Consider the following 21,477-nt stretch of genomic DNA (forward strand, 5'->3'; position numbering starts at 1 on the left):
TGTTACCGGTATTCAACCGGTGACACAGGAGATCATCGCCATGAGAACAAGACTCTCAAGGGCTGCAGTACCCCTTCTCTTGGTCAGTAGTGTTCTTTCTGGTTGCGCTACGACTTCCAGTACGGGAGACGCACCGCTTAACCAAGGGAACTGGCCGATTTGTACAGTGATTGGCGGCTTGGCCGGAGGCGGGCTTGGCGCAATCGAGAGTTCAGCTTGGGCAGGTGGAGGAGCGGTGGCCGGTGCGGTCCTCGGTACTCTGGTGTGCTATGCCCAGGATGGTGACGCAGATGGCGATGGTGTACACGATCGCCGCGACCGTTGCCCGGATACCCCTGCCAATACCCCGGTTCGTCATAACGGTTGTCCGCTGCCGGACTATCCGAGCACCGAAGCACCTGCTGCAGAGCCGGTTGCCGAGGCGACCGAAGCGGTGCGCGTCGAATTGGACGTGAAGTTTGACTTCGACAAGTCGGAGGTCAAAGAAGAGAGTCAGGCCGATATCAAGGCCCTGGCCGACTTCATGGGTCAGTACCCTGCAACCACTACCGTGGTGGAAGGGCATACAGACTCCAAGGGTACCGATGCCTACAACCAGAGCTTGTCCGAACGCCGCGCCAATGCGGTGCGTGATGTGCTGGTCAACCAATATGGTGTGGGCGGCGATCGGGTGTCGGCAGCAGGTTACGGTGAGTCGAAACCGGTTGCCGATAATGATACCGACGAAGGTCGAGCCATCAACCGCCGGGTAGAAGCGGCAGTTGAGGCCAAGCCTTAGTCAGCCTATTGGTCCGCAGTCCGCTCCTGCGTTATCGCTAACTCGATAGCGCAGGAGTTTCCCCTTCAAATCCTCTTTCTGTCCTGCACGCAAAGCGCTCAGGTAGCGTCAGAACATGGGCCGGATCGCTGCAACCGCCACCAGCGTCAGGCCGATCAGCAGGTTGAAACCCACCAGCTTGCGGATCTTGCCGAGTGCGGCGCCACCGGCAGGCCAGTCCTGGCTGGCAATGGCACGGCGCAGTTCCGGAAGCACCAGGAACTGCACGCGCAGGAACAGCGCAAGCATGACGATAAACAGGCCGATCATGATGTGCACGTAGCGAGGCGCGGTTTCAAAGCCGGCAAAGCGCAGGTGCAGCATGGCCATGCCGGAGATCGGCAGTAGCAGTACGCAAGCCCATACCCACTGGAAGAAGCGCCGGAACACATCGGCCCACAGCGTCAGGCGTGCGGGCGCTTCCAGGGTGGCAACGGCGGCGGGGCGCAGGATCATCCAGGCGAAGAACATCCCGCCGACCCAGATCAGGGCGGCCAGTACATGCAGGGCATAGGTAGCGGCAAAGGCAGTCATCGGGTTCTCCGTCAGTGGGCGGTTAAGCATGGCGCGGCATCATAACCTGCCGGTAAACTACTGAGAATTTATCCAGTCTCTATTGCGCGCCCCATGCTCAGTCCCGAACTCAAGTCCCAGATCCAGGGCGCTTACAGCCGCTTCCTCGAAGCCAAGAGCCTCAAACCGCGCTATGGCCAGCGCCTGATGATTGCCGAGATCGCCAAGGTGCTGGGCACCATCCAGCATAACGACGAAGGTCAGCGCGATGGCGAGGCGGCCGTGGTGGCGGTCGAGGCGGGCACCGGCACCGGCAAGACCGTGGCCTATGCATTGGCCTCGATCCCCATCGCCAAGGCCGCCGGCAAACGCCTGGTGATCGCCACGGCCACCGTGGCGCTGCAAGAACAGATCGTGCACAAGGACCTGCCGGACCTGCTGCGTAACAGCGGCCTGAACTTCAGCTTCGCCCTGGCCAAGGGCCGAGGCCGCTACCTGTGCCTGTCCAAGCTCGACATGCTGCTGCAGGAAGGTGAGGCCCAGGGCGCTACCGCACAGATGTTCGCCGAAGAAGGCTTTCGCCTGGATGTCGACGAAAGCAGCCAAAAGTTGTTCACCGGGATGATCGAGAAGCTCGCCGGCAATCGCTGGGACGGCGATCGTGACAGCTGGTCCGAGGAACTCGATGATGCCGTATGGAGCCGCCTGACCACCGATCACAGCCAGTGCACCAACCGCCATTGTCCGAACTTCGGCCAATGCGCCTTCTACAAGGCGCGCGAAGGCATGACCAAAGTCGACGTGATCGTCACCAACCACGACATGGTGCTGGCCGACCTGGCCCTGGGCGGCGGCGCGGTGCTGCCCGACCCGCGTGAAACCCTCTACGTGTTCGACGAAGGCCACCACCTGCCGGACAAGGCCATCGGCCACTTCGCCCACTTCACTCGCCTGCGCAGTACGGCCGACTGGCTCGGCCAGATAGAAAAGAACCTGACCAAGCTGCTGGCACAGAACCCGTTGCCCGGCGACCTCGGCCGGCTGATCGAGAAAGTCCCGGAAATGGCCCGCGAGCTGCGCACCCAGCAGCAGTTCATGTTCAGCACCTGCGAGCAACTGGCCGATTTCAAGGCCGGCGAAGACATGGAAGGCCGCGAGCGTCCGCGCCATCGGTTCGTCGGCGGCCTGGTGCCGGAACACTTGCGTGAGCAAGGCATCGAGCTGAAGAAAGGCTTCTCGCAGCTGACGGATGTGTTCACCCGTCTCACCGAATTGCTCAAGGAGGCCATGGATGGAGAGGGCAGTGTCGGCATCGCCAGCCACCAGGCCGAGGAGTGGTATCCGCTGTTCGGTAGTTTGCTGGCGCGCTCCCAGGGCAACTGGGAGCTGTGGACCGCCTTCACTGTTGAAGACCCCGAGGACAGCCCGCCGATGGCGCGCTGGTTGACCCTGGCCGACAGCGGTGCGCTGTTCGATATCGAGGTCAACGCCAGCCCGATCCTCGCCGCCGAGACCCTGCGTCGCAACCTGTGGAATGTCGCCTATGGCGCCCTGGTGACCTCGGCCACGCTGACTGCGCTGAACAGCTTCGACCGTTTCCGCATGCGTGCCGGCCTGCCCAAGGCGGCGGTCACCGCCGTGGTGCCCAGCCCATTCCAGCATGCCGACGCCGGTGTGCTGCGGGTGCCGGATCTCAAGGCCGACCCGCGTGACGCGGCGGCGCATACCGCTGCGATCATTCGCGACCTGGCAGGGTTGGTGGCAGGCTCGCGCGGCACCCTGGTGCTGTTTTCTTCGCGCAAGCAGATGCAGGAAGTGTTCGACGGTGTCGATCGCGAATGGCGCAAGCGCGTGTTCATCCAGGGCAACCTGTCCAAGCAGGAAACCCTGAACAAACACAAGGCGCGCGTCGACAGCGGCGAGGAAAGCGTGCTCTTCGGCCTAGCCAGCTTCGCCGAGGGCGTCGATTTGCCGGGTGCCTATTGCGAGCACGTGGTGATCGCCAAGATCCCCTTCGCCGTGCCGGACGACCCGGTGGAAGCGGCGTTGGCCGAGTGGATCGAAGCACGCGGCGGCAACCCGTTCATGGAAATCGCCGTGCCCGATGCCTCGTTGAAACTGGTGCAGGCCTGCGGCCGTCTGCTGCGTACCGAGGAAGATCGCGGCACCATCACGCTGTTGGATCGGCGCGTGGTGACCCAGCGCTACGGCAAGGCCATCCTCAACGCGCTACCGCCGTTTCGCCGCGAGATCAGCTGAGTTTTATCCATCATCCATCTGCGCCAAGGAGAGGGCTCCGTGTCCAACGCTCCCCGTTCCATCCTGATTACCGGCTGCTCCTCGGGCATCGGCTACGCCAGTGCGGTGGCTTGCCGTGCAGCCGGCTGGCAGGTGTTCGTCTCGGCGCGTGATGCCGAGGATGTCGCCTGCCTGCAGACGGAAGGGTTTACCGCCCTGCAGCTGGACCTGAATGACTCGGCGAGCATCCAGGCGGCTCTGGCGGCGGTGCTGGTGCAGACCGGCGGCACCCTGGATGCGCTGTTCAACAATGGTGGTTATGGCCAGCCGGGCGCTATCGAGGATTTGCCGCGCATGGCCTGGCGCGAGCAGTTCGAGACCAACCTGTTCGGCCCGGCCGAACTGACCGCCGCGGTGTTGCCGGTGATGCGGCGCCAGGGCCATGGTCGCATCCTGTTCAACAGCTCGGTGCTTGGTTATGCGGCGCTGCCGCTGCGTGGCGCTTACAACGCCTCCAAGTTCGCCATCGAGGGCCTGGTCGATACCTTGCGCCTGGAACTGAGCGGTAGCGGCATCGAGGCGGTGCTGATCGAGCCTGGGCCGATCATGGCGCGCTTTCGTGCCAACAGCCTGGTGGCTTTGCGCAAGCACGTCGACAGGCAGCGCAGTGTGCATGCCGAGGCCTATGTGCAGATGGAGGAACGCCTGGCCAAGGAGGGTGCGGCGGTGAAGTACACCTTGCCCGCCGAGGCCGTGGCAGAGGTGGTTTTGCGGGCCTTGCAGCGCCGGGTGCCGCGGGTTCGCTATCCGGTCACCGTACCGGCCAAGCTGTTTCGCGTGCTCAATCGCCTGTTGCCGGATCGGCTGCTTGATCGGATCAAGCGCTCGGCGGTGTGAACAGCAAGAGGGGATGACTGCAGCGCTTTAATCCGCCTACGCACTGGCATCAAGCGGCCCAGCTGTTGTCTACTTGTGCGTCTTCCGGAGTACCTGCCACATGATTCGCCGTTCACTGCCCAGTATTTTTGCCTTTTTGCTCGCCACCCCGGCCATTGCCGCCCCGGCCGGCCAGCAAACCCTGTTCAGCTTCATCAAGCCCACCGACGTGGTGCAGGTGGTGACCGAGCAGGCCAGCTTCCCCGAATTGACCGCCGAACCCACCGCCGAAGGCGAGGTGCTGCGTCGTTTCACCTTCAATGCCGCCGAACACCCCAACCTGCGCCTGACTCCGCAGAGTGGCGACTGGGACTGGTCGCAATCCGGCGCCATGAGCCTGCGCCTGCAGAACGCCATGGACTGGGCGATCACCCTCGAAGTCCGCATCGAAAGCCGCGACGGCAAGGTTCTGACCAGCCGCATCGCGCTGCCGGCCGGCCCGGCGCAAACCCTGCTGGTACCGCTCACGGCCTCTTCGCCGCTGGCCCGTGGCATGCGTGCCGGCCCGCCGATGCCGGTCACCCTGGACGGGCAGCGGGTGCTGCTGGCCGAAAGCGTCAACGGTGAGCTGAACGCCGCCCAGGTCAGCGCCGTGACCATCGCCCTGGATAATCCGACCGCTGCGCAGAACATCCTGCTCGGCCGTTTCGGTGTGCAGGACGCTGCCAGCGCACAGGCGGCCATCTACGACGGCATCATGGATGCCTGGGGTCAGTACAGCCGTGGCCAGTGGCCGGAGAAAATCAGCAGCGACCAGCAACTGCGCGAGGCCGCCAGTCGCGAGCAGGGTCAGCTCAAGCAATGGCTGACCAAGCGCCCCGAGCAGGACGCTTTTGGCGGTTGGCTGAAAGGCCCGAGCTTCGAGGCCAGTGGTTTCTTCCGTACCGAGAAACGCGACGGCCGCTGGTTCCTGGTGACCCCGGAAGGTCATCCGTTCTATTCCCTCGGCGTCAACGCCGTCAGCGCCTGGCAGAGCCAGACCTACGTCGAAGGCCGCGAGTCGCTGTTCAAGAGCCTGCCCAAGGAAGGCGAGCCACTGGCCGCCTACTACGGCAAGCGTGACAGCCGCAGCAACAGCGGTGCCAACCGTGGCCGAGCTTTCGACCATGGCCGCTGGTTCGACTTCTACCGCGCCAACCTGCAGCGCAGCTATGCCCAGCCATGCCCGCCGCCAGCACCTGCTGCTGCGCCGGCCGCCGCACCTGCAAGTGCTCCCGCTGTGGTCGCCAGTCCATGCCCGGCACCAGGTCTGGATGCCGAGCGCTGGACCCAGCACAGCCTTGATCGCCTGCAGGCCTGGGGCTTCAACAGCCTGGGCAACTGGAGCGACGACACCCTGGGCGATGCCAAGCGCGTGCCGTATACCCGCCCGCTGTCGATTTCTGGCGACTACGCCACCATCAGCACCGGCCTCGATTGGTGGGGCGGCATGCCCGACCCGTTCGACCCGCGCTTCGCCATGGCCGCCGAGCGCGCCATTGCCATCGCCGCCCGTGATCGTCGTGAAGATCCCTGGCTGATTGGTTTCTTCGCTGACAACGAGCTGGCCTGGGCCGGCCCGGGTGATGACCCCAAAGCCCGTTACGGCCTGGCCTACGGCACCTTGCGCCTGACCACCGACGTCCCAGCCAAGCGCGCCTTCCTCAAGCAGCTGCGCGACAAGTACCGCAATCAGAGCGGCCTGTCCAAGGCCTGGGGCATCGAGCTGGGCGCTTGGGAGCTGATGGAAGACCCGGGCTTCGAGGCGCCGCTGCCCAGCGCCGAGCACCCGCAGATCGAAGAGGATCTGCGTAACTTCCAGAACCTGTTTGCCGACACCTACTTCAAGACCATCGCCGACTCGCTCAAGTGGCACGCGCCCAACCACCTGCTGCTCGGTGGCCGCTTCGCCATCACCACGCCGGAGGCCATCGCCGCCTGTGCCAAGTACTGCGACGTGATGAGCTTCAACCTCTATACCCCGGAACCGCAGCAAGGCCAGAACTTCACCGCCTTGCGCGAACTGGACAAACCGGTGCTGGTCACCGAGTTCCACTTCGGCTCGCGTGATCGCGGCCCGTTCTGGGGCGGTGTCAGCGAGGTGTACAAGGAAGAGGAGCGTGGCCCGGCCTACGCGCGCTTCCTGAACAAGGCCCTGGAGGAGCCGACGATCGTCGGTGTGCACTGGTTCCAGTACCTCGACCAGCCAGCCACCGGTCGCCTGCTCGATGGTGAGAACGGCCACCTGGGCCTGGTCGGCATCACCGATCGACCCTGGCAGGGCTTCGTCGAGGCCGTGCGCAAGGCCAACCTGGGCGTGCCGGAAAGCCTGCTCGGCAAGGCTGCCAAGGCCGAGGCCAAGCCGGCTGCTGGTGCCACTGAGCCGGCAGCTGCGAAGCCGGCGTCCGTTGCGGCCCCGGCTGCCGCCGAGGCCGGCAAGAACTGATCTGACCTGCAGCCCGTCTCCTTACGGTTTCTTTCGGCGACGGGCATTGCCACAATGCCCATCCATCGCCAGATGGCCAGCGCGACGCAGATCGCGCATCGAGACCAAGGAGTAACGCTTGCAGATTCAGGGTTATTTCGACCTGCAGTTCGAGCCGCTTAAAGAAGCCTTCGCCGAGTTATTCGCCGACCCGCAGGAGCGTGGCGCGGGATTGTGTGTACAGGTCGGCGGCGAGACCGTGATCGACGTCTGGGCCGGTACGGCCGACAAGGACGGCGAACAGGCCTGGCACAGCGACACCATCCTCAATCTCTTCTCCTGCACCAAACCCTTCGCTGCCGTCGCCGCCTTGCAACTGGTGGACGAGGGAAGGCTCGACCTGGACGCTCCGGTGGCGCGTTACTGGCCGGAATTCGCCGCAGCCGGCAAGGAGCTGGTGACGCCTCGGCAACTGTTCAGCCATCGTGCCGGCCTGCCTGCCCTGCGTGAGCTGCTGCCGCCGGAAGCCTTGTACGACTGGGCGCGCATGACCGCTGCCCTGGCCGCCGAGCAGCCCTGGTGGACGCCTGGCGAAGACCACGGTTACGCCGCCATCACCTATGGCTGGCTGACTGGCGAATTGCTCCAGCGTATCGAGGGCCGTGGCCCGGGCGAGTCTATCGTGGCGCGCATCGCCAAGCCGCTGGGGCTGGACTTCCACGTCGGCCTGGCCGACAGCGAGTTCGAACGCGTGGCGCATATCGCCCGCAAGAAGGGCGACCTGGGCGATGCCGCGGCGCAGCGCCTGCTCAAATGCATGATGAGCGAGCCGACTGCCATGAGCACGCGGGCGTTCACCAATCCGCCGTCGATCCTCACCAGCACCAACAAGCCGGAGTGGCGGCGCATGCAGCAGCCGGCCGCCAATGGCCACGGCAATGCCCGTGCGCTGGCGGGTTTCTATGCCGGCCTGCTGGATGGCCGCCTGTTGCCGGCCGAACTGCTCAATGAAATGACCCGCGAACATGCCTGCGGCGAAGACCGCACCCTGCTGACCCGGACGCGTCTGGGGCTGGGTTGCATGCTCGACCAGGCGGAGGTGGCCAACGCCACCTACGGAATGGGCCGCAAGGCCTTTGGCCATCCGGGCGCTGGTGGCTCGGTAGGCTTCGCTGATCCCGAGCGTGAAGTCGCGTTCGGTTTCGTTACCAATAGCCTCGGCCCCTATGTTCTGATGGACCCACGCACGCAAAAGCTGGCGCGGGTATTGGATCAGTGTCTTTGAACCCTCATTCAGGAATATCGATGATGCGAGCTAACTGCCTTGCCTTGATTCTCTGCAGCAGCCTCACCGCTTGTGCCGCTTCTTCCGACAAGTCTGCCGATTCTGGCAATTGGTGGTCGTTCGGTGGCAAGGAAAAGGTCGCCGCCCCGGCGGCAGTGCCGAAAATCGACAAAAAGCTCACCACGGCCTGGCTCGACGAGTACGAGCCGCAACTGCGCGAAGCCCTGAAAGGCTCGAAGATGGAGCTAGAGCGCCGGCAGAACGTGCTGGTAGTCACCGCCCCTGTGGACGCCTCGTTCAACGCGGATCGCCCGTCGATGTTGCTGCCGGCAGCCCTCGGCCCATTCAGCCGGGTGGCCAAGATCCTCGAGAAGGATCGTTTGACCGGCGTGCTGATCCTCGGCCATGCCGACAGTTCGGGCCAGGTCGAGGCCAATCGCAAGCTCAGCGAGGACCGCGCCAAGGCGGTGGCCTCGATCTTCCGCCTGAGCGGGCTGAACCGCGATCGCCTGATGCTCAAGGGCGTCGGTTCGGACATGCCGCGCGCCGCCAACGACAGCAGCGACGGGCGCAAGCTCAACCGTCGTGTGGAGCTGGTGCTGACCCCGCAAGAGACCCTGGTGGCGTTGCTGGCCCAGTACAACCAGCCGGTCGTAGCGAAAACCTCCATCGAGCAGATCAAGCCGGCCAAGGTCGACTGAGCCTTAGGAGAGCAGCATGTCCCAGCGCATCGCGGATATGCGACGTGACTACACCCGCGAAGGGCTCAGCGAGGCGCAGGCCCCGGCTGAGCCCTTTGCCCTGTTCCGCCGCTGGTTCGACGAGGCGGTGCTGACCGAGCAGCTGCCGGTGGAACCCAACGCCATGACCCTGGCAACGGTGGATGACGACGGTCGTCCGCATTGCCGGGTGCTGCTGCTCAAGGGGCTCGACGAGCGCGGTTTCACCTTCTTCAGCAATTACGACAGCGCCAAGGGCCAGCAACTGCAGGCCAACCCCTTCGCGGCGATGACCTTCTTCTGGCCGACCCTAGAGCGCCAGGTGCGCATCGAGGGGCGGGTGGAGCGGGTCAGTGCCGAGGAGTCCGACGCCTACTTCCAGGTACGCCCGCTGGGCAGTCGCATCGGCGCCTGGGCTTCGCCGCAAAGCCAGGTGATTGCCGACCGTGCTGAGCTGGAGGGCCTGCTGGCCGAGACCGAGCGGCGTTTCCTCGAGCAGGCCCCGCATTGCCCGCCGCATTGGGGCGGCTACCGCCTGCTGCCCGAGCGCGTCGAGTTCTGGCAGGGGCGGCCGAGCCGCCTGCATGACCGCCTGAATTATCGTCAGGTCGATGGCGCCTGGCAGTTCGAGCGTCTGGCGCCCTAAACTGGCGGCCTCGTTTCGGAGGTCGCCTGCATGATCGAGCTCGATTCCACCCTGGCCCAGCACATCGTCGACCGTGCCATGGCCATCCTGCCGCACAACATCAATGTCATGGATGGCCAGGGCATGATCATCGGCAGTGGTGATCCGCAGCGCCTGCATACCCGCCATGAAGGGGCGCAACTGGTGCTGAGCAACCGCCGCGTGGTGGAAATCGACGCCCAGGCCGCCGCGTGCCTGCGTGGGGTCAAGCCAGGGGTCAATCTGCCGTTGCTGCATGCCGAGCAATTGATCGGCGTGCTTGGCATCACCGGCGAGCCCGAGGTCGTGCGGCCCTATGCCGAGTTGGTGCGCATGGCCGCCGAGATGCTGGTCGAGCAGCGTCAGCTGCAGGCTGAGCGGCACTGGCAGCGGCATCAGCTGGATGCCTGGATGCGCCAGTTGCTCGACCCCTCCGTCGCCCTTGCCCAACTTGCCGCAGAAGCCGAACGCATTGGCCTGCAGTTGAGCTGGCCGCGTCAGGTCTTGCTGCTCGAACTGGTCGAGGAGGGCGATCCGCTGGCGCGGCAGGCGCGCGTGCTCGGCGCGCTGGCAAACAAGCCAGAGCAGCCATGCGCGCCGCTGGGCGTGCGCGAGCTGCTGCTGAGTCGACCGTTCCAGGCTGCGCGCGATGACCAGGCCTGGCTGGTTCAGGCGGATAGCCGGGAGTGGGGCATACAGCGCCTGCTGCTCAGCGACGGGTTGGACAACCTGAGTGACCTGCGCGAAGCGGCGCTGGCGCTGCGTGAGCTGCAAGCCTATGCCCGTGCCCGCCAGCCCACTTCGCGCCTGCTGCGGCTGGAGCAATACCGACTTCCCGCCTTGCTGTTCGGGCAGCGCCAGGGCTGGTCGATGCAGCGCTGGCTGGCGCCCTTGCGCAAGGTGCTGGCCCAGGATGCCCAGGGCGTACTGCGCGAAACGCTGGAAGCCTGGTGCCAGCACGATGGTCATCCGCAGGCGTGTGCCGAGGCACTGGGCATTCACCGCAATACCCTGCGCTACCGGCTCGAACGTATTGCCGAGCTGAGTGGCGTGGACCTGGCGCGGCGTGACCAGCGGCTATTGTTCACCTTGGGGCTGGACCTGCTGGGCGAATAGCGCGGGCCGCATTGTGCGTTTGCACATATCGGCATGCCTTCGAGTCAGTGCTTGAGGTGCGCTTGAACAAGGCGTGCGCCGCATTGTCTGGGCAACAATGGCGCGTCTAGCGACACCATACCCATAACAACAATGAGGAGTCGGCCATGCTTCTGGTCATGATCCTGGTGGCATTGATCGCGTTTATCGTGCTCTCCACCACCCGTCTCAAACTGCATCCCTTTCTTGCCCTGCTTGCCGCCGCCTTTATCGCCGGCTTCGCTTATCAGCTGCCCAGCGCAGAAATCGTCAAGACCATCAATGCCGGCTTCGGCAACATCCTCGGCTATATCGGTATCGTCATCGTGCTGGGCACGATCATCGGGGTCATCCTCGAGCGCAGTGGTGCGGCGATCACCATGGCGGAAACGGTGATCAAGCTGCTCGGCGAGCGTTTCCCCACGCTGACCATGTCGATCATCGGCTACCTGGTGTCGATCCCGGTGTTCTGTGATTCGGGCTTCGTCATCCTCAACTCGCTGAAAAATGCCCTGGCCGCGCGGATGAAAGTCTCCGTGGTGGCGATGAGCGTGGCCCTGGCCACCGGCCTGTATGCCACCCACACATTCGTGCCGCCGACGCCCGGGCCGATTGCCGCTGCCGGCAACCTGGGCCTGGAAAACAGCCTCGGCCTGGTGATCGCCGTGGGCCTGGTGGTCGCTTTTGTCACGGCCATGGCCGGTATGTGGTGGGCCAACCGCTTTATCGGCAAGGACATCGCCCTGGAGGATGACGGCCTGCCGTTGCCCGCCGCCGAAGATTTCGCCGAGCTGAAAGCGCGCTACGGCAAGCTGCCCAGTGCCTTCCAGGCCTTTGCGCCGATCTTCGTGCCGATCCTGCTGATCTGCCTGGGCTCCATTGCCGTGTTCCCGAGCAAGCCGTTTGGCGAGGGCATCGTGCTGTCCAGCCTGATCTTCCTCGGCCAGCCGGTGGTGGCCTTGCTGGTTGGCCTGGCGCTGGCCTGCACACTGTTGAAGAGTGCCGACAAGCGCAAGGAATTCCATGATCACGTGGTCGAGGGGCTGCTCTCGGCCGCGCCGATCCTGTTGATCACCGGTGCCGGTGGTGCGTTTGGCGCGATCCTGAAGATCACCCCGCTTGGCGATTACCTCGGCAGCACCCTGTCGGGGCTCGGCATTGGCCTGTTCATGCCGTTCGTGGTGGCCGCTGCGCTGAAGAGCGCCCAGGGCTCGACCACCGTGGCGCTGGTGACCACCTCGGCGCTGGTGGCCCCGCTGCTCGGTCAACTCGGCCTAGACAGCGAGATGGGCCGGGTGCTCACCGTGATGGCGATTGGTGCGGGCGCGATGACCGTTTCCCACGCCAACGACAGCTTCTTCTGGGTGGTGACCCAGTTCAGCCGCATGCCGGTGGCCGTGGCCTATCGCGCACAAACCGTGGCGACGCTGATCCAGGGTATCGCCGGGATCATCACCGTTTGGCTGCTCAGCCTGGTGCTGCTGTAATTCCTGCTACATCGCGGGCGCCCCTGGGCGCTCGCAACCTTCGAGGTATCCATGAAAATTGTCATTGCTCCGGACTCCTTTAAGGAGAGCCTCAGCGCACCCGACGTGGCGGCTGCCATCGGGCGTGGTTGGAGGCAGGTATTTGCCCAGGCTGAGATCGTCCTGCGGCCGATGGCCGATGGCGGTGAAGGCACGGTGGACGCCGTGCTGGCGGCGGTGGGTGGCGAGCGGCGCGAATGCACAGTTCGAGGGCCCCTGGGCACCCCGGTACTGGCGCACTGGGGCTGGCTGGGTAATGCCACGGCAGTGATCGAGATGGCCGCCGCCAGTGGCCTGCACTGGGTGCCGCGCGAGCAGCGCGACGCCACGCGCACCAGCAGCTATGGCACGGGCGAGCTGATTCGCCAGGCCCTGGATGCCGGGGCGCGGCGCATCATTCTCGGCCTGGGCGGCAGTGCCACCAACGATGGCGGGGCCGGGTTGCTGCAGGCGCTGGGTATCCGCTTTCTCGATCGTAATGGCGCCGAGTTGCCGCCAGGCGGCGCCGCGCTGGCTCAACTGGATCAGCTGGACGTGAGCGGGCTGGATGCGCGGCTGCTGCAGGCGCAGGTCGAAGTGGCGGCAGATGTCGACAACCCGTTGTGCGGGCCTCGGGGCGCATCCCATGTATTCGGTCCGCAAAAGGGCGCGAGCCCGGCGCAGGTCGAGTTGCTGGATGCGGCACTGGCGCACTACGCGCAGCGGGTTGCGGCGACCTTGGGTGAAGACCACAGCCGCTTGCCCGGCGTCGGTGCCGCAGGTGGCCTGGGTTTCGCCTGCAAGGCGTTCCTGCATGCCACGTTTCGCCCCGGCATCGAACTGGTGGCCGAACTCTCTGCGTTGGCCGAGGCGGTGCAGGGGGCTGATCTGCTGGTTACCGGCGAGGGTCGACTCGACTCGCAGAGCCTGCACGGCAAGACGCCTGTGGGTGTGGCGCGTATCGCCAAGGCCGCCGGTGTGCCGGTGATTGCCCTGGCCGGCAGCCTGGGGGAGGGCTACCAGCAGGTGTACGGCGCCGGGATCGATGCGGCTTTCAGCCTTGTGCCGGGGCCGCTCAGCCTGGAACAGGCGCTGGCCCAGGCGGCGCAGGAGCTGGAGGCGCGCAGTGCCGATCTGGCGCGCCTGTGGCGCGTGGCCCAGGCGGTGCGCTAAGCGGATCTGGCGGCGGGAGCTTTGCGTTTTTAGCCGGGCCTCTACACTCTGGATAGCACAGCGAGTGACATCCAGCGGTGGCCAAGGTCTAATGTTCACTGCCTCATACGGAGAGAACCCAATGCGTAAATCCATGCTGTTGACTGCGACCTTCACCGCTCTGGCCCTGACCCTCGGTGGCTGTGCCTCCAACCTCAGTGGCGACAGCTACAGCCGCGATGAAGCACGCAAAGTGCAGACCGTGCGCATGGGCACCATCGAGTCGCTGCGTCCAGTGAAGATCGAAGGCACCAAGACTCCAATCGGCGCCGGCGCCGGTGCGGTAGTCGGCGGTGTAGCGGGAAGCACGGTAGGCGGCGGTAAAGGTTCGGTGGTCGCTGCGGTGATCGGTGCCGTGGCCGGCGGCCTGCTCGGTTCCATGACCGAAGAAGGCATCACCCGTACCCAGGGTGTGGAAATCACTGTGCGTGAAGACGACGGCACCCTGCGCGCCTACGTGCAGCAGGTAGAGGAAAACCAGATCTTCCGCGTCGGCGAGCGCGTGCGCATCATGACCGTCGACGGCACCAGCCGCGTCGCTCACTGATAGCCAGAAGGCCCGGTGTTTACCGGGCTTTTTCACTGCTGGCTCTATCGGCTACCGGTATTTAGATAAGTTTTAGTAATAATTCAGCCATGACTTGCTCCCGTTGGTTATGGATAATCGGCGAATAGTTCTGCGCTGATGCGCAGATGCATCCAGGACGATTCGTCCTTCGCAGGCGCTGCTCGGCAGGTTGGCGATGGGCCCGCTGAGGGGGATTCATGGAGCTGTTGCTCATCGTCGGATTGCCGTTTCTCGGCGCCTTCCTGCCTTGTCTGTTTCAACGCTTCGGGCGACTGGCCTGCAGCCTTTCCACTGCTCTCGCACCGCTTCTGGCCCTGGGCCTGCTGTTGTGGCTGGCGCCGCAGGTATTTGCCGGCGATGTACGGGTGGTGAGCCAACCCTGGCTGCCGCAGCTGGGCTTCAACCTGTCGCTGCGCCTGGATGGCCTGGGCTTTCTGTTTGCCCTGCTGATCCTCGGCATCGGCCTGCTGGTGATCCTCTACGCCCGCTACTACCTCTCCGAACGCGAGCCGATTGGCCGCTTCTTCAGCTACCTGCTGTTGTTCATGGGCGCCATGCTCGGCGTGGTGCTGTCGGAAAACCTGCTGCTGATGCTGACGTTCTGGGAGCTGACCAGCCTGTCGTCGTTCCTGCTGATCGGTTTCTGGGGCGCCCGCAGCGACGCGCGCAAGGGGGCGCGCATGGCCCTGGCGGTGACCGGTGGCGGTGGCCTGGCGTTGCTCGCCGGCATCCTGCTGATCGGCCATATCGTCGGTAGCTTCGAGCTGAGCACGGTGCTCGCCAGTGGCGACCTGATCCGTGCCCACGCGCTGTATCCGGCAGCCCTGGTGCTGGTGTTGCTCGGTGCTTTCACCAAGTCGGCGCAGTTTCCCTTCCACTTCTGGCTGCCCCACGCGATGGCGGCGCCGACGCCGGTGTCGGCCTATCTGCACTCGGCGACCATGGTCAAGGCCGGTGTCTTTCTCCTCGCGCGGCTGTACCCGGCGCTGTCCGGCTCGGACCTGTGGTTCTACCTGGTCAGCCTCAGCGGCTTGGCGACGTTGCTGCTGGGCGCGTTCATGGCGCTGTTCCAGCACGACCTCAAGGGCCTGCTGGCGTACTCGACCATCAGCCACCTGGGCCTGATCACTCTGTTGTTCGGGCTCGATACGCAGCTGTCCAACGTTGCGGCGGTGTTCCACATCATCAACCACGCGACCTTCAAGGCCTCGCTGTTCATGGCGGCGGGGATCATCGACCACGAGACCGGCAGCCGCGACATGCGCCGCATCAACGGCATGTGGCGCTACCTGCCGCACACGGCGGTGCTGGCGATGGTGGCGTCGTCGGCGATGGCCGGGGTGCCGCTGCTCAATGGCTTCCTGAGCAAGGAAATGTTCTTCGGCGAGGCCCTGCAGCAGGGCCTGCTGGGCAGCTTCAACTGGGTGATCCCGGCGCTGGCGATCCTCGCAGCGGTGTTCTCGGTGGCCTATTCGCTGCGCTTCGTGCACGACGTGTTCTTCAACGGCGAGCCGATCAACCTGCCCAAGTTCCCGCCCCACGAACCGCCGCGCTACATGAAGGTGCCGGTGGAAATCCTGGTGTTCCTCTGCCTGCTGGTGGGCATGCTGCCCGCGTACACCGTGGCGCCGCTGCTGGCGGTGGCGGCGAATGCCAGCCTGGGGGGCAACCTGCCGGCCTATGACCTGGCGATCTGGCACGGCTTCAACCTGCCGCTGCTGATGAGCAGTGTGGCCACGGTCGGCGGCATTCTCGTATATGTCTTCCGCCAGCCGCTGTTTCGCTGGTATGCCGGCCTGCCGGAGGTGGACGCCAAGCTGGTGTTCGAGCAGCAGGTGCAGCGCATCACGGCTTTCGCCAACTGGCTGACCGGGTTGCTGGAAAACGGCTCGCAGCAGCGCTACCTGGCGTTGCTGTTGGGCAGTGCCCTGGTACTGACGGCCGTCGCCCTGGCGCCATTGGCGCAGCTGGGAGGGGAGCGCGCATTGACGCCGCTGGATGGGATTACCGCCCTGGGTCTGGTGATGCTGGCGGTGAGCGGTGTGCTGACGGCGATCTTCCATCGCCAGCGCCTGGTGGCCCTGCTGATCCTTGGGGTCGGCGGCATGCTGGTGGCGCTGGCCTTCGCGCGTTTCTCCGCGCCGGACCTGGCGCTGACCCAGTTGGTAGTCGAGGTGGTGACCCTGGTGCTGCTGGTGCTGGCGCTGTACTACCTGCCGTGGCGTACGCCGGAGGAAAGCTCCAGCCTGCGTGGCCTGCGCGACTTCGTCCTGGCCGGCGGCTGCGGGGTGATGGTGGCGCTGCTGGCATACGGCGTGCTGACCCGGCCCTATGCCGGGATTGCCGAGTTCTTCCTGGCCAATAGCGTCAGTGGTGGCGGCGGGACCAACGTGGTCAACGTGATCCTGGTGGACTTCCGCGGCTTCGATACCCTGGGCGAAATCACCGTGCTGGCCATCGCTGCGGTGGGCATCATCGCCATGCTCAACGGCCTGCGCCTGAGCAACCCGACCTGCGACCCGCAGGGCCGGCGCTGGGCCTGGGCCAAGCACCCGCTGATCCTCAAGACCCTGTCGCGCCTGCTGTTGCCGCTGGCGATGCTGATCTCCCTGTTCATCTTCCTGCGCGGGCACAACCTGCCGGGTGGCGGCTTCATCGCCGGGCTGATTACCGCGGTGGCGCTAGTCCTGCAGTTCATCGCCAATGGTGTGGACTGGGTCGAGGAGCGCCTGCCGCTGAACTACCAGCGCATGGCCGGCGTCGGCGTGCTGATCGCCGGGCTGACCGGGTTGGGCAGCTGGGCCTTCGGCCGGCCGTTCCTGACCACGGCCTTCGGCCACTTCGAGCTGCCGCTGGTGGGTGAGTTCGAGCTGGCCACGGCCATGCTCTTCGACCTCGGCGTATACCTGACGGTAGTGGGTGCCACGCTGCTGATTCTGGTCAACCTGGGGCGGCTCAGCCTGGCCCCCGCTGCCAGCGAGGAGATTCACTGATGGAGGCGCTGTTTGCCGTGACCCTGGGCCTGCTCACCGCCAGCGGCGTGTACTTGCTGCTGCGGGCGCGCACCTTCGCCGTGGTGCTGGGGCTGACGTTGCTGTCCTACGCGGTCAACCTGTTCCTGTTCGCCATGGGCCGCCTCAGTGGCGAGGCGGCGGTGCTGGGGCAGGGCGGCACGCCGGCCGACCCGGTGCCGCAGGCACTGGTGCTCACTGCCATCGTCATCGGCTTTGCCATGACCGCGTTCCTGGTGGTGCTGGCCCTACGCGGCGTGGCCGAGCTGGGCAACGACCATGTCGACGGGCAGCAGGATGAGGAGTCGACGCCGTGAACCATTGGCTGATCCTGCCCATCCTGCTGCCGCTGTTCTGTGGTGGCCTGCTGCTGGTGCTGCCGTCCCATGAGCGGCTCAAGCGCGGCCTGTCGGTGCTGGCCACCCTGGCGCTGCTGCCGCTGAGTTTCGTCCTGCTGGCCCAGGCTGCGGCCGGCCCCGTGCAGATCTACGCCCTGGGCGACTGGCGCCCGCCGTTCGGCATCATCCTGGTGCTCGACCGCCTGGCTGCGCTGATGCTGCTGGCCACCGCGGTGCTGGCCAGCGCTGCGGTGCTCTATGCGGTGCGTGGCGATGATCGGGCCGGGCCGCGTTTCCATGCGCTGTTCCAGTTCCAGTTGCTCGGTGTCAATGGCGCCTTCCTGACGGGCGACCTGTTCAACCTGTTCGTGTTCTTCGAGATCCTGCTGATCGCCTCCTACGCCTTGCTCCTGCATGGCGGCGGCGCGCAGCGGGTGAGGGCGGGGCTGCACTACGTGGTGCTCAACCTGTGCGGCTCGGCGTTGTTCCTGATCGCGGTCGGCACGCTGTACGGCCTGACCGGCACCCTGAACATGGCCGACCTGTCGGTGCAGGTGGCGGCCGCCAGCGCCGATACGGCGCCGCTGCTGGCAGCGGCGGGGCTGCTCCTGCTGCTGGTGTTCGCCCTCAAGGCCGCGCTGCTGCCGCTGTATTTCTGGTTGCCGCGTGCCTATGCGGTGGCCGGGGCGCCGGTGGCGGCGCTGTTCGCGATCATGACCAAGGTCGGCATCTACGCCATCCTGCGCGTGTACACGCAGGTGTTCGGCGAAGGCGCCGGCCTGCTGGCCAACCTGGCCCAGGCCTGGCTATGGCCGCTGGCCCTGGCGAGTGTGGTGCTGGGCGCACTTGGCGCCCTGGCGGCGCGCACCCTGCAGAGCCTGTTGGCCTACCTGGTGGTGGTATCCGCCGGCACGCTGCTGGCGGTGATCGCCCTGGGCACGGCCGAAGCGCAAGCGGCGGCGCTGTATTACCTGCTGCACAGCACCTGGGTCGCTGGTGGCCTGTTCCTCCTGGCCGACCTGCTGGCGCGTCAGCGCGGTGACAAGGCGGGTGAACTGGTGCAGGGGCCCGCGCTGGAACATCCGGCGCTGCTTGGTGGGCTGTTCTTCTTCGGCGCGATTGCGGTGGTCGGCTTGCCGCCGCTGTCCGGCTTCTTCGCCAAGCTGCTGATGCTCCAGGCGGTGCCGCCCGGTGGCGCGGCGGTAGCCTTGTGGAGCGTGTTGCTGGGCGCCGGCTTTTGCAGCCTGATGGCGTTCAGTCGGGCCGGCAGTACGCTGTTCTGGCGCGTCGGGCGCAGCACCCTGGACAGTTCCGAGCTGGATCGCGGGCGCCTGGCCGTGACCCTGTTGCTGCTGGCCTGCAGCCTGCTGCTGGTGGCCATCGCCAAGCCGCTGATCGACTACACCCAGGCGGCTGCGGCGCAACTGCATGACATCGCGCAGTACCGGGCCATCCTCGCGGAGGGCGCACGATGAACCGTTTGCTGCCGCACCCGGCGCAGAGTGTGCTGCTGTTGCTGACCTGGATGCTGCTGGTGGACACCTTCGCCTTCGGCCAGTGGCTACTGGGTGGCGTCCTCGCCATCGCCATTCCGCTGATGTTCAACCGCCTGCTGATCGAACACCCCAAGGGCTGGAAGCCGCTCAAGCTGTTGCGCTTCCTGCTGCTGGTGATGGGCGACATTCTGGTGGCCAACTTTCATGTCGCGCGCCTGACCCTGGGCCGGGTCGAGGCGCTGCGCCCGGGCTTCGTCGAGGTGCCGATCGAGCTGGATAACGAGCTGGCCATCAGCGTGCTGGTTAGCGTGGTCTCGCTGACGCCCGGCTCGCTGGCCGCCGACCTCAGCCTGGACCAGCGCACCCTGCTGGTACACGGCCTCGACGTACCGGACCCGCAAGCCATGATCGACGAGATCAAGCAGCGCTACGAGGCGCCGCTGAAGGAGATATTCCCATGCTCGCCTACGTGATCCTGCTGTGCCTGGCCATGCTCGGCCTGGCCCTGCTGCTGGCGGCGGCGCGCCTGATCAAGGGGCCGAGCCTGCCAGACCGGGTGCTGGCCCTGGACACCCTGTACATCAACGCCATCGCCCTGATCATCCTTTACGGCATCTGGAAGGGCAGCGAGCTGTTCTTCGAGGTGGCGCTGTTGATTGCCGTACTCGGCTTCGTCAGTACCGTGGCGGTGGCCAAGTACATGCTGCGCGGAGACATCATCGAATGAGCCTGTGGCTGGAAATCCTCGTTTCGCTGTTGCTGCTGCTCGGCAGTGGCTTCGTGCTGGTTGGCGCCATCGGCCTGTACCGCCTGCCGGACTTCTTCATGCGCCTGCACGGCCCGACCAAGGCCACCACCCTGGGCGTGGGCGGCATGGTGGTGGCGTCGCTGATCTTCTTCAGCGTGGGTGAGCAGACCCTGAGTTCCCACGAGCTGCTGATCAGCCTGTTCCTGTTCATCAGCGCCCCGGTCAGCGCCTACATGCTGGCCAAGGCGGCGGTGCTGCACCAGTTGCCGCTGGAGCAGAAGACCCGCGGCAAGCCCTGGCTGCAGTAGGGTGGCGCGAGGCCAGCGGTTGTTGCGCATTATCGGCCTGAGTAGCGCCTGGCTGGCCGCCGTGTTGGCGGTGCTTGGGCTGGCCTTTCGTTCTCTGGTTTGGGCCAGTTGGGAGCCTTATCCGGGTGATCCCTATGGGCCGTCGGACTTGATCGACTTGCTGCTGGTGGTTCTGGTTTTCCTGCTGGCAGCGTTGAGCGTATTGGCTGGCCTGGGGTTGCTGGTTGGGCGGCCGCGCCGCCCTGGCGTGCTGATCGCGGGTCTGGTGATTCCGCTGGTCTATTGCCTGCTGCGAGATGTGCTGCCGACTCACCGGCTCTGGTGAGCCTGAACAGTTTTGCCGCGCCGCTGTGTCTGTTGGCACTTCAGGCAGGCTTCTACACTGGGCCTTTTGGTTGAGGTGATGTGATGGCCCGGCAGGGACGACTGTTTGCGATGGCGTGTCTGGTGCTGGCCATGGCCCTGTGGGGCAGTTCCTTCATCGCCCTCAAGTTCGCCTTTGCCGAGCTGCCGCCGATGTGGGTGATCTTCGGCCGCATGGCCCTCGGCAGCCTGGTGTTCCTCTGCGCCTGGCGCTGGCGTGGTCGCCTCGACTATCGCCCCGGTGACTGGAAGTACCTGCTCGCCCTGGCGGCTTGCGAGCCTTGTCTGTACTTCATCTTCGAGGCCCTGGCTCTGCAGCACACCAGCGCCACCCAGGCCGGCATGATCACCGCGTTGTTGCCGCTGCTGGTGGCCATGGGCGCGTTCACTTTCCTGCGCGAGCGGGTCGCCGCCACTACCTGGGCTGGCTTTCTGCTGGCGGTGTGCGGTGCGGTCTGGCTGAGTCTGGCCAGCGAGGCGGACGCCAGTGCGCCGGCGCCGCTGCTGGGCAACTTCTACGAATTCGTCGCCATGCTCTGCGCCACCTGCTACACGCTGCTGTTGAAGTTCCTCTCCGAGCGCTACTCGCCCTTCATCCTCACCGCCATGCAGGCTTTTATCGGCTCGCTGTTCTTCCTGCCTTTGGCGCTGGTGACCGAGCCGCTACCGAGCCAGTTCAGCGTGCTGGGCGTTGGCTCGGTGATTTACCTCGGCCTGGTGGTCACGGTGGGGGCCTACGGGCTGTACAACTTCGGCGTCAGCCGCCTGCCGGCGAGCCAGGCATCCGGCTTCACCAACCTGCTGCCGGTGTTCACTCTGATCTTCGCCGCCCTGCTGTTGGGCGAGAGCCTGAGTCCGGTGCAGTACCTGGCCGCTGGCCTGGTGTTCGTCGGCGTGGCGTTGAGCCAGTGGCGCAGCAGTGCGCCGGTGCCGGCCGGGGTGCTGGATTGATGGATACCCGCGGGCAACTACGTATGACGGCAGTGAATATCAAGGTGCTGTGTACGCTGATTTTCGAGCACGACCTTAACTTCTGAAAACACTGCCGGTATGCACGTCTCTTACCCCGTCGTCCCCGCGCAGGCGGGGAACCAGAGGTGCTTCAGTCAACGCGCTAATACAGAAATACACGGAGTTGCCGGCACTGGATCTCCGCCTGCGCGGAGATGACGGGCTGAAAAAATAGTCGCAATGCGCTACGTAACTGCGGGTTGATGG

The 21,477-nt window shown here is 65.3% G+C and carries 19 protein-coding genes and 1 pseudogene; 19 read left to right on the forward strand and 1 reads right to left on the reverse strand.

Going from position 1 to position 21,477, the window contains the following annotated elements; genetic code table 11:
• Positions 1-40: 40 nt before the first annotated feature.
• Positions 41-778 (forward strand): OmpA family protein, encoded by a 738-nt coding sequence (locus H3H51_RS09035; protein ID WP_183088708.1) that lies wholly within the window; start codon positions 41-43, stop codon positions 776-778.
• Positions 779-886: 108 nt separating this feature from the next.
• Here H3H51_RS09035 and H3H51_RS09040 read toward each other — a convergent pair whose 3' ends face one another.
• Positions 887-1,351: a CopD family protein gene (locus tag H3H51_RS09040; protein WP_183088709.1), complete on the reverse strand. Its 465-nt coding sequence runs from the start codon at positions 1,349-1,351 to the stop codon at positions 887-889.
• Positions 1,352-1,444: 93 nt separating this feature from the next.
• On the opposite strand from H3H51_RS09040, the gene dinG reads away from it, so the two are divergent.
• The 18 genes and pseudogenes from dinG to H3H51_RS09130 all read left to right on the forward strand — a co-directional run bounded on the left by dinG (position 1,445) and on the right by H3H51_RS09130 (position 21,210).
• On the forward strand, positions 1,445-3,589 hold the full coding sequence (gene dinG, locus H3H51_RS09045; RefSeq protein WP_183088710.1) for an ATP-dependent DNA helicase DinG: 2,145 nt from the start codon (positions 1,445-1,447) through the stop codon (positions 3,587-3,589).
• Positions 3,590-3,628: 39 nt separating this feature from the next.
• A complete protein-coding gene (locus tag H3H51_RS09050; protein ID WP_183088711.1) occupies positions 3,629-4,465 on the forward strand; it encodes an SDR family NAD(P)-dependent oxidoreductase in 837 nt (278 codons plus the stop codon).
• A gap of 100 nt (positions 4,466-4,565) precedes the next feature.
• The gene (locus H3H51_RS09055; RefSeq protein WP_183088712.1) at positions 4,566-6,929 is read left to right on the forward strand and encodes a beta-agarase; all 2,364 of its coding nucleotides are present in this window, start codon (positions 4,566-4,568) and stop codon (positions 6,927-6,929) included.
• Between the two features lie 118 nt (positions 6,930-7,047).
• The gene (locus tag H3H51_RS09060; RefSeq protein ID WP_183088713.1) at positions 7,048-8,193 is read left to right on the forward strand and encodes a serine hydrolase domain-containing protein; all 1,146 of its coding nucleotides are present in this window, start codon (positions 7,048-7,050) and stop codon (positions 8,191-8,193) included.
• A 56-nt stretch (positions 8,194-8,249) separates the two neighbouring features.
• A pseudogene (locus tag H3H51_RS09065) lies at positions 8,250-8,885 on the forward strand (OmpA family protein); the annotation flags it as partial.
• Positions 8,886-8,910: 25 nt separating this feature from the next.
• Complete coding sequence (gene pdxH, locus H3H51_RS09070) at positions 8,911-9,558, forward strand: pyridoxamine 5'-phosphate oxidase (RefSeq protein WP_183088715.1); 648 nt, start codon at positions 8,911-8,913, stop codon at positions 9,556-9,558.
• A gap of 30 nt (positions 9,559-9,588) precedes the next feature.
• Complete coding sequence (locus H3H51_RS09075) at positions 9,589-10,692, forward strand: sugar diacid recognition domain-containing protein (RefSeq protein ID WP_183088716.1); 1,104 nt, start codon at positions 9,589-9,591, stop codon at positions 10,690-10,692.
• A 146-nt stretch (positions 10,693-10,838) separates the two neighbouring features.
• Positions 10,839-12,197 (forward strand): GntP family permease, encoded by a 1,359-nt coding sequence (locus tag H3H51_RS09080; RefSeq protein ID WP_183088717.1) that lies wholly within the window; start codon positions 10,839-10,841, stop codon positions 12,195-12,197.
• A 51-nt stretch (positions 12,198-12,248) separates the two neighbouring features.
• Positions 12,249-13,388, forward strand: a complete 1,140-nt coding sequence (locus tag H3H51_RS09085) for a glycerate kinase (protein ID WP_183088718.1) — start codon at positions 12,249-12,251, stop codon at positions 13,386-13,388.
• A 121-nt stretch (positions 13,389-13,509) separates the two neighbouring features.
• Positions 13,510-13,974: an outer membrane lipoprotein gene (locus tag H3H51_RS09090; RefSeq protein WP_183088719.1), complete on the forward strand. Its 465-nt coding sequence runs from the start codon at positions 13,510-13,512 to the stop codon at positions 13,972-13,974.
• Positions 13,975-14,192: 218 nt separating this feature from the next.
• Entirely contained in the window at positions 14,193-16,988 is a 2,796-nt protein-coding gene (locus H3H51_RS09095; RefSeq protein ID WP_183088720.1) for a monovalent cation/H+ antiporter subunit A, read from the forward strand.
• Positions 16,988-17,323 carry a Na+/H+ antiporter subunit C gene (locus H3H51_RS09100; protein WP_183088721.1) on the forward strand — a complete coding sequence of 112 codons (336 nt, stop codon included), beginning with the start codon at positions 16,988-16,990 and terminating at the stop codon, positions 17,321-17,323. Before H3H51_RS09095 ends, H3H51_RS09100 begins: the two co-directional genes overlap by 1 nt.
• On the forward strand, positions 17,320-18,819 hold the full coding sequence (locus tag H3H51_RS09105; RefSeq protein ID WP_183088722.1) for a monovalent cation/H+ antiporter subunit D: 1,500 nt from the start codon (positions 17,320-17,322) through the stop codon (positions 18,817-18,819). The genes H3H51_RS09100 and H3H51_RS09105 overlap by 4 nt, the downstream gene beginning before the upstream one ends.
• Positions 18,816-19,313 (forward strand): Na+/H+ antiporter subunit E, encoded by a 498-nt coding sequence (locus tag H3H51_RS09110; protein ID WP_183088723.1) that lies wholly within the window; start codon positions 18,816-18,818, stop codon positions 19,311-19,313. The genes H3H51_RS09105 and H3H51_RS09110 overlap by 4 nt, the downstream gene beginning before the upstream one ends.
• Positions 19,298-19,567: a K+/H+ antiporter subunit F gene (locus H3H51_RS09115; RefSeq protein ID WP_183088724.1), complete on the forward strand. Its 270-nt coding sequence runs from the start codon at positions 19,298-19,300 to the stop codon at positions 19,565-19,567. The genes H3H51_RS09110 and H3H51_RS09115 overlap by 16 nt, the downstream gene beginning before the upstream one ends.
• Positions 19,564-19,896 (forward strand): Na+/H+ antiporter subunit G, encoded by a 333-nt coding sequence (locus tag H3H51_RS09120; RefSeq protein ID WP_183088725.1) that lies wholly within the window; start codon positions 19,564-19,566, stop codon positions 19,894-19,896. The genes H3H51_RS09115 and H3H51_RS09120 overlap by 4 nt, the downstream gene beginning before the upstream one ends.
• A gap of 19 nt (positions 19,897-19,915) precedes the next feature.
• Entirely contained in the window at positions 19,916-20,221 is a 306-nt protein-coding gene (locus H3H51_RS09125; RefSeq protein ID WP_183088726.1) for a hypothetical protein, read from the forward strand.
• 83 nt (positions 20,222-20,304) lie between these two features.
• Positions 20,305-21,210 carry a DMT family transporter gene (locus H3H51_RS09130; RefSeq protein ID WP_183088727.1) on the forward strand — a complete coding sequence of 302 codons (906 nt, stop codon included), beginning with the start codon at positions 20,305-20,307 and terminating at the stop codon, positions 21,208-21,210.
• The last annotated feature ends 267 nt before the right edge of the window (positions 21,211-21,477 follow it).

The organism is Aquipseudomonas ullengensis (assembly GCF_014174475.1).
GTDB classification, from domain to species: domain Bacteria; phylum Pseudomonadota; class Gammaproteobacteria; order Pseudomonadales; family Pseudomonadaceae; genus Aquipseudomonas; species Aquipseudomonas ullengensis.

Coding starts and splice junctions, on each gene's coding strand:
- H3H51_RS09035 (WP_183088708.1), top strand. CDS start 41: ATGAGAACAAGACTCTCAAGGGCTGCAGTACCCCTTCTCTTGGTCAGT.
- H3H51_RS09095 (WP_183088720.1), top strand. CDS start 14,193: ATGGAGCTGTTGCTCATCGTCGGATTGCCGTTTCTCGGCGCCTTCCTG.
- H3H51_RS09080 (WP_183088717.1), top strand. CDS start 10,839: ATGCTTCTGGTCATGATCCTGGTGGCATTGATCGCGTTTATCGTGCTC.
- H3H51_RS09120 (WP_183088725.1), top strand. CDS start 19,564: ATGAGCCTGTGGCTGGAAATCCTCGTTTCGCTGTTGCTGCTGCTCGGC.
- H3H51_RS09115 (WP_183088724.1), top strand. CDS start 19,298: ATGCTCGCCTACGTGATCCTGCTGTGCCTGGCCATGCTCGGCCTGGCC.
- pdxH (WP_183088715.1), top strand. CDS start 8,911: ATGTCCCAGCGCATCGCGGATATGCGACGTGACTACACCCGCGAAGGG.
- H3H51_RS09100 (WP_183088721.1), top strand. CDS start 16,988: ATGGAGGCGCTGTTTGCCGTGACCCTGGGCCTGCTCACCGCCAGCGGC.
- H3H51_RS09075 (WP_183088716.1), top strand. CDS start 9,589: ATGATCGAGCTCGATTCCACCCTGGCCCAGCACATCGTCGACCGTGCC.
- H3H51_RS09040 (WP_183088709.1), bottom strand. CDS start 1,351: ATGACTGCCTTTGCCGCTACCTATGCCCTGCATGTACTGGCCGCCCTG.
- dinG (WP_183088710.1), top strand. CDS start 1,445: ATGCTCAGTCCCGAACTCAAGTCCCAGATCCAGGGCGCTTACAGCCGC.
- H3H51_RS09110 (WP_183088723.1), top strand. CDS start 18,816: ATGAACCGTTTGCTGCCGCACCCGGCGCAGAGTGTGCTGCTGTTGCTG.
- H3H51_RS09090 (WP_183088719.1), top strand. CDS start 13,510: ATGCGTAAATCCATGCTGTTGACTGCGACCTTCACCGCTCTGGCCCTG.
- H3H51_RS09085 (WP_183088718.1), top strand. CDS start 12,249: ATGAAAATTGTCATTGCTCCGGACTCCTTTAAGGAGAGCCTCAGCGCA.
- H3H51_RS09130 (WP_183088727.1), top strand. CDS start 20,305: ATGGCCCGGCAGGGACGACTGTTTGCGATGGCGTGTCTGGTGCTGGCC.
- H3H51_RS09055 (WP_183088712.1), top strand. CDS start 4,566: ATGATTCGCCGTTCACTGCCCAGTATTTTTGCCTTTTTGCTCGCCACC.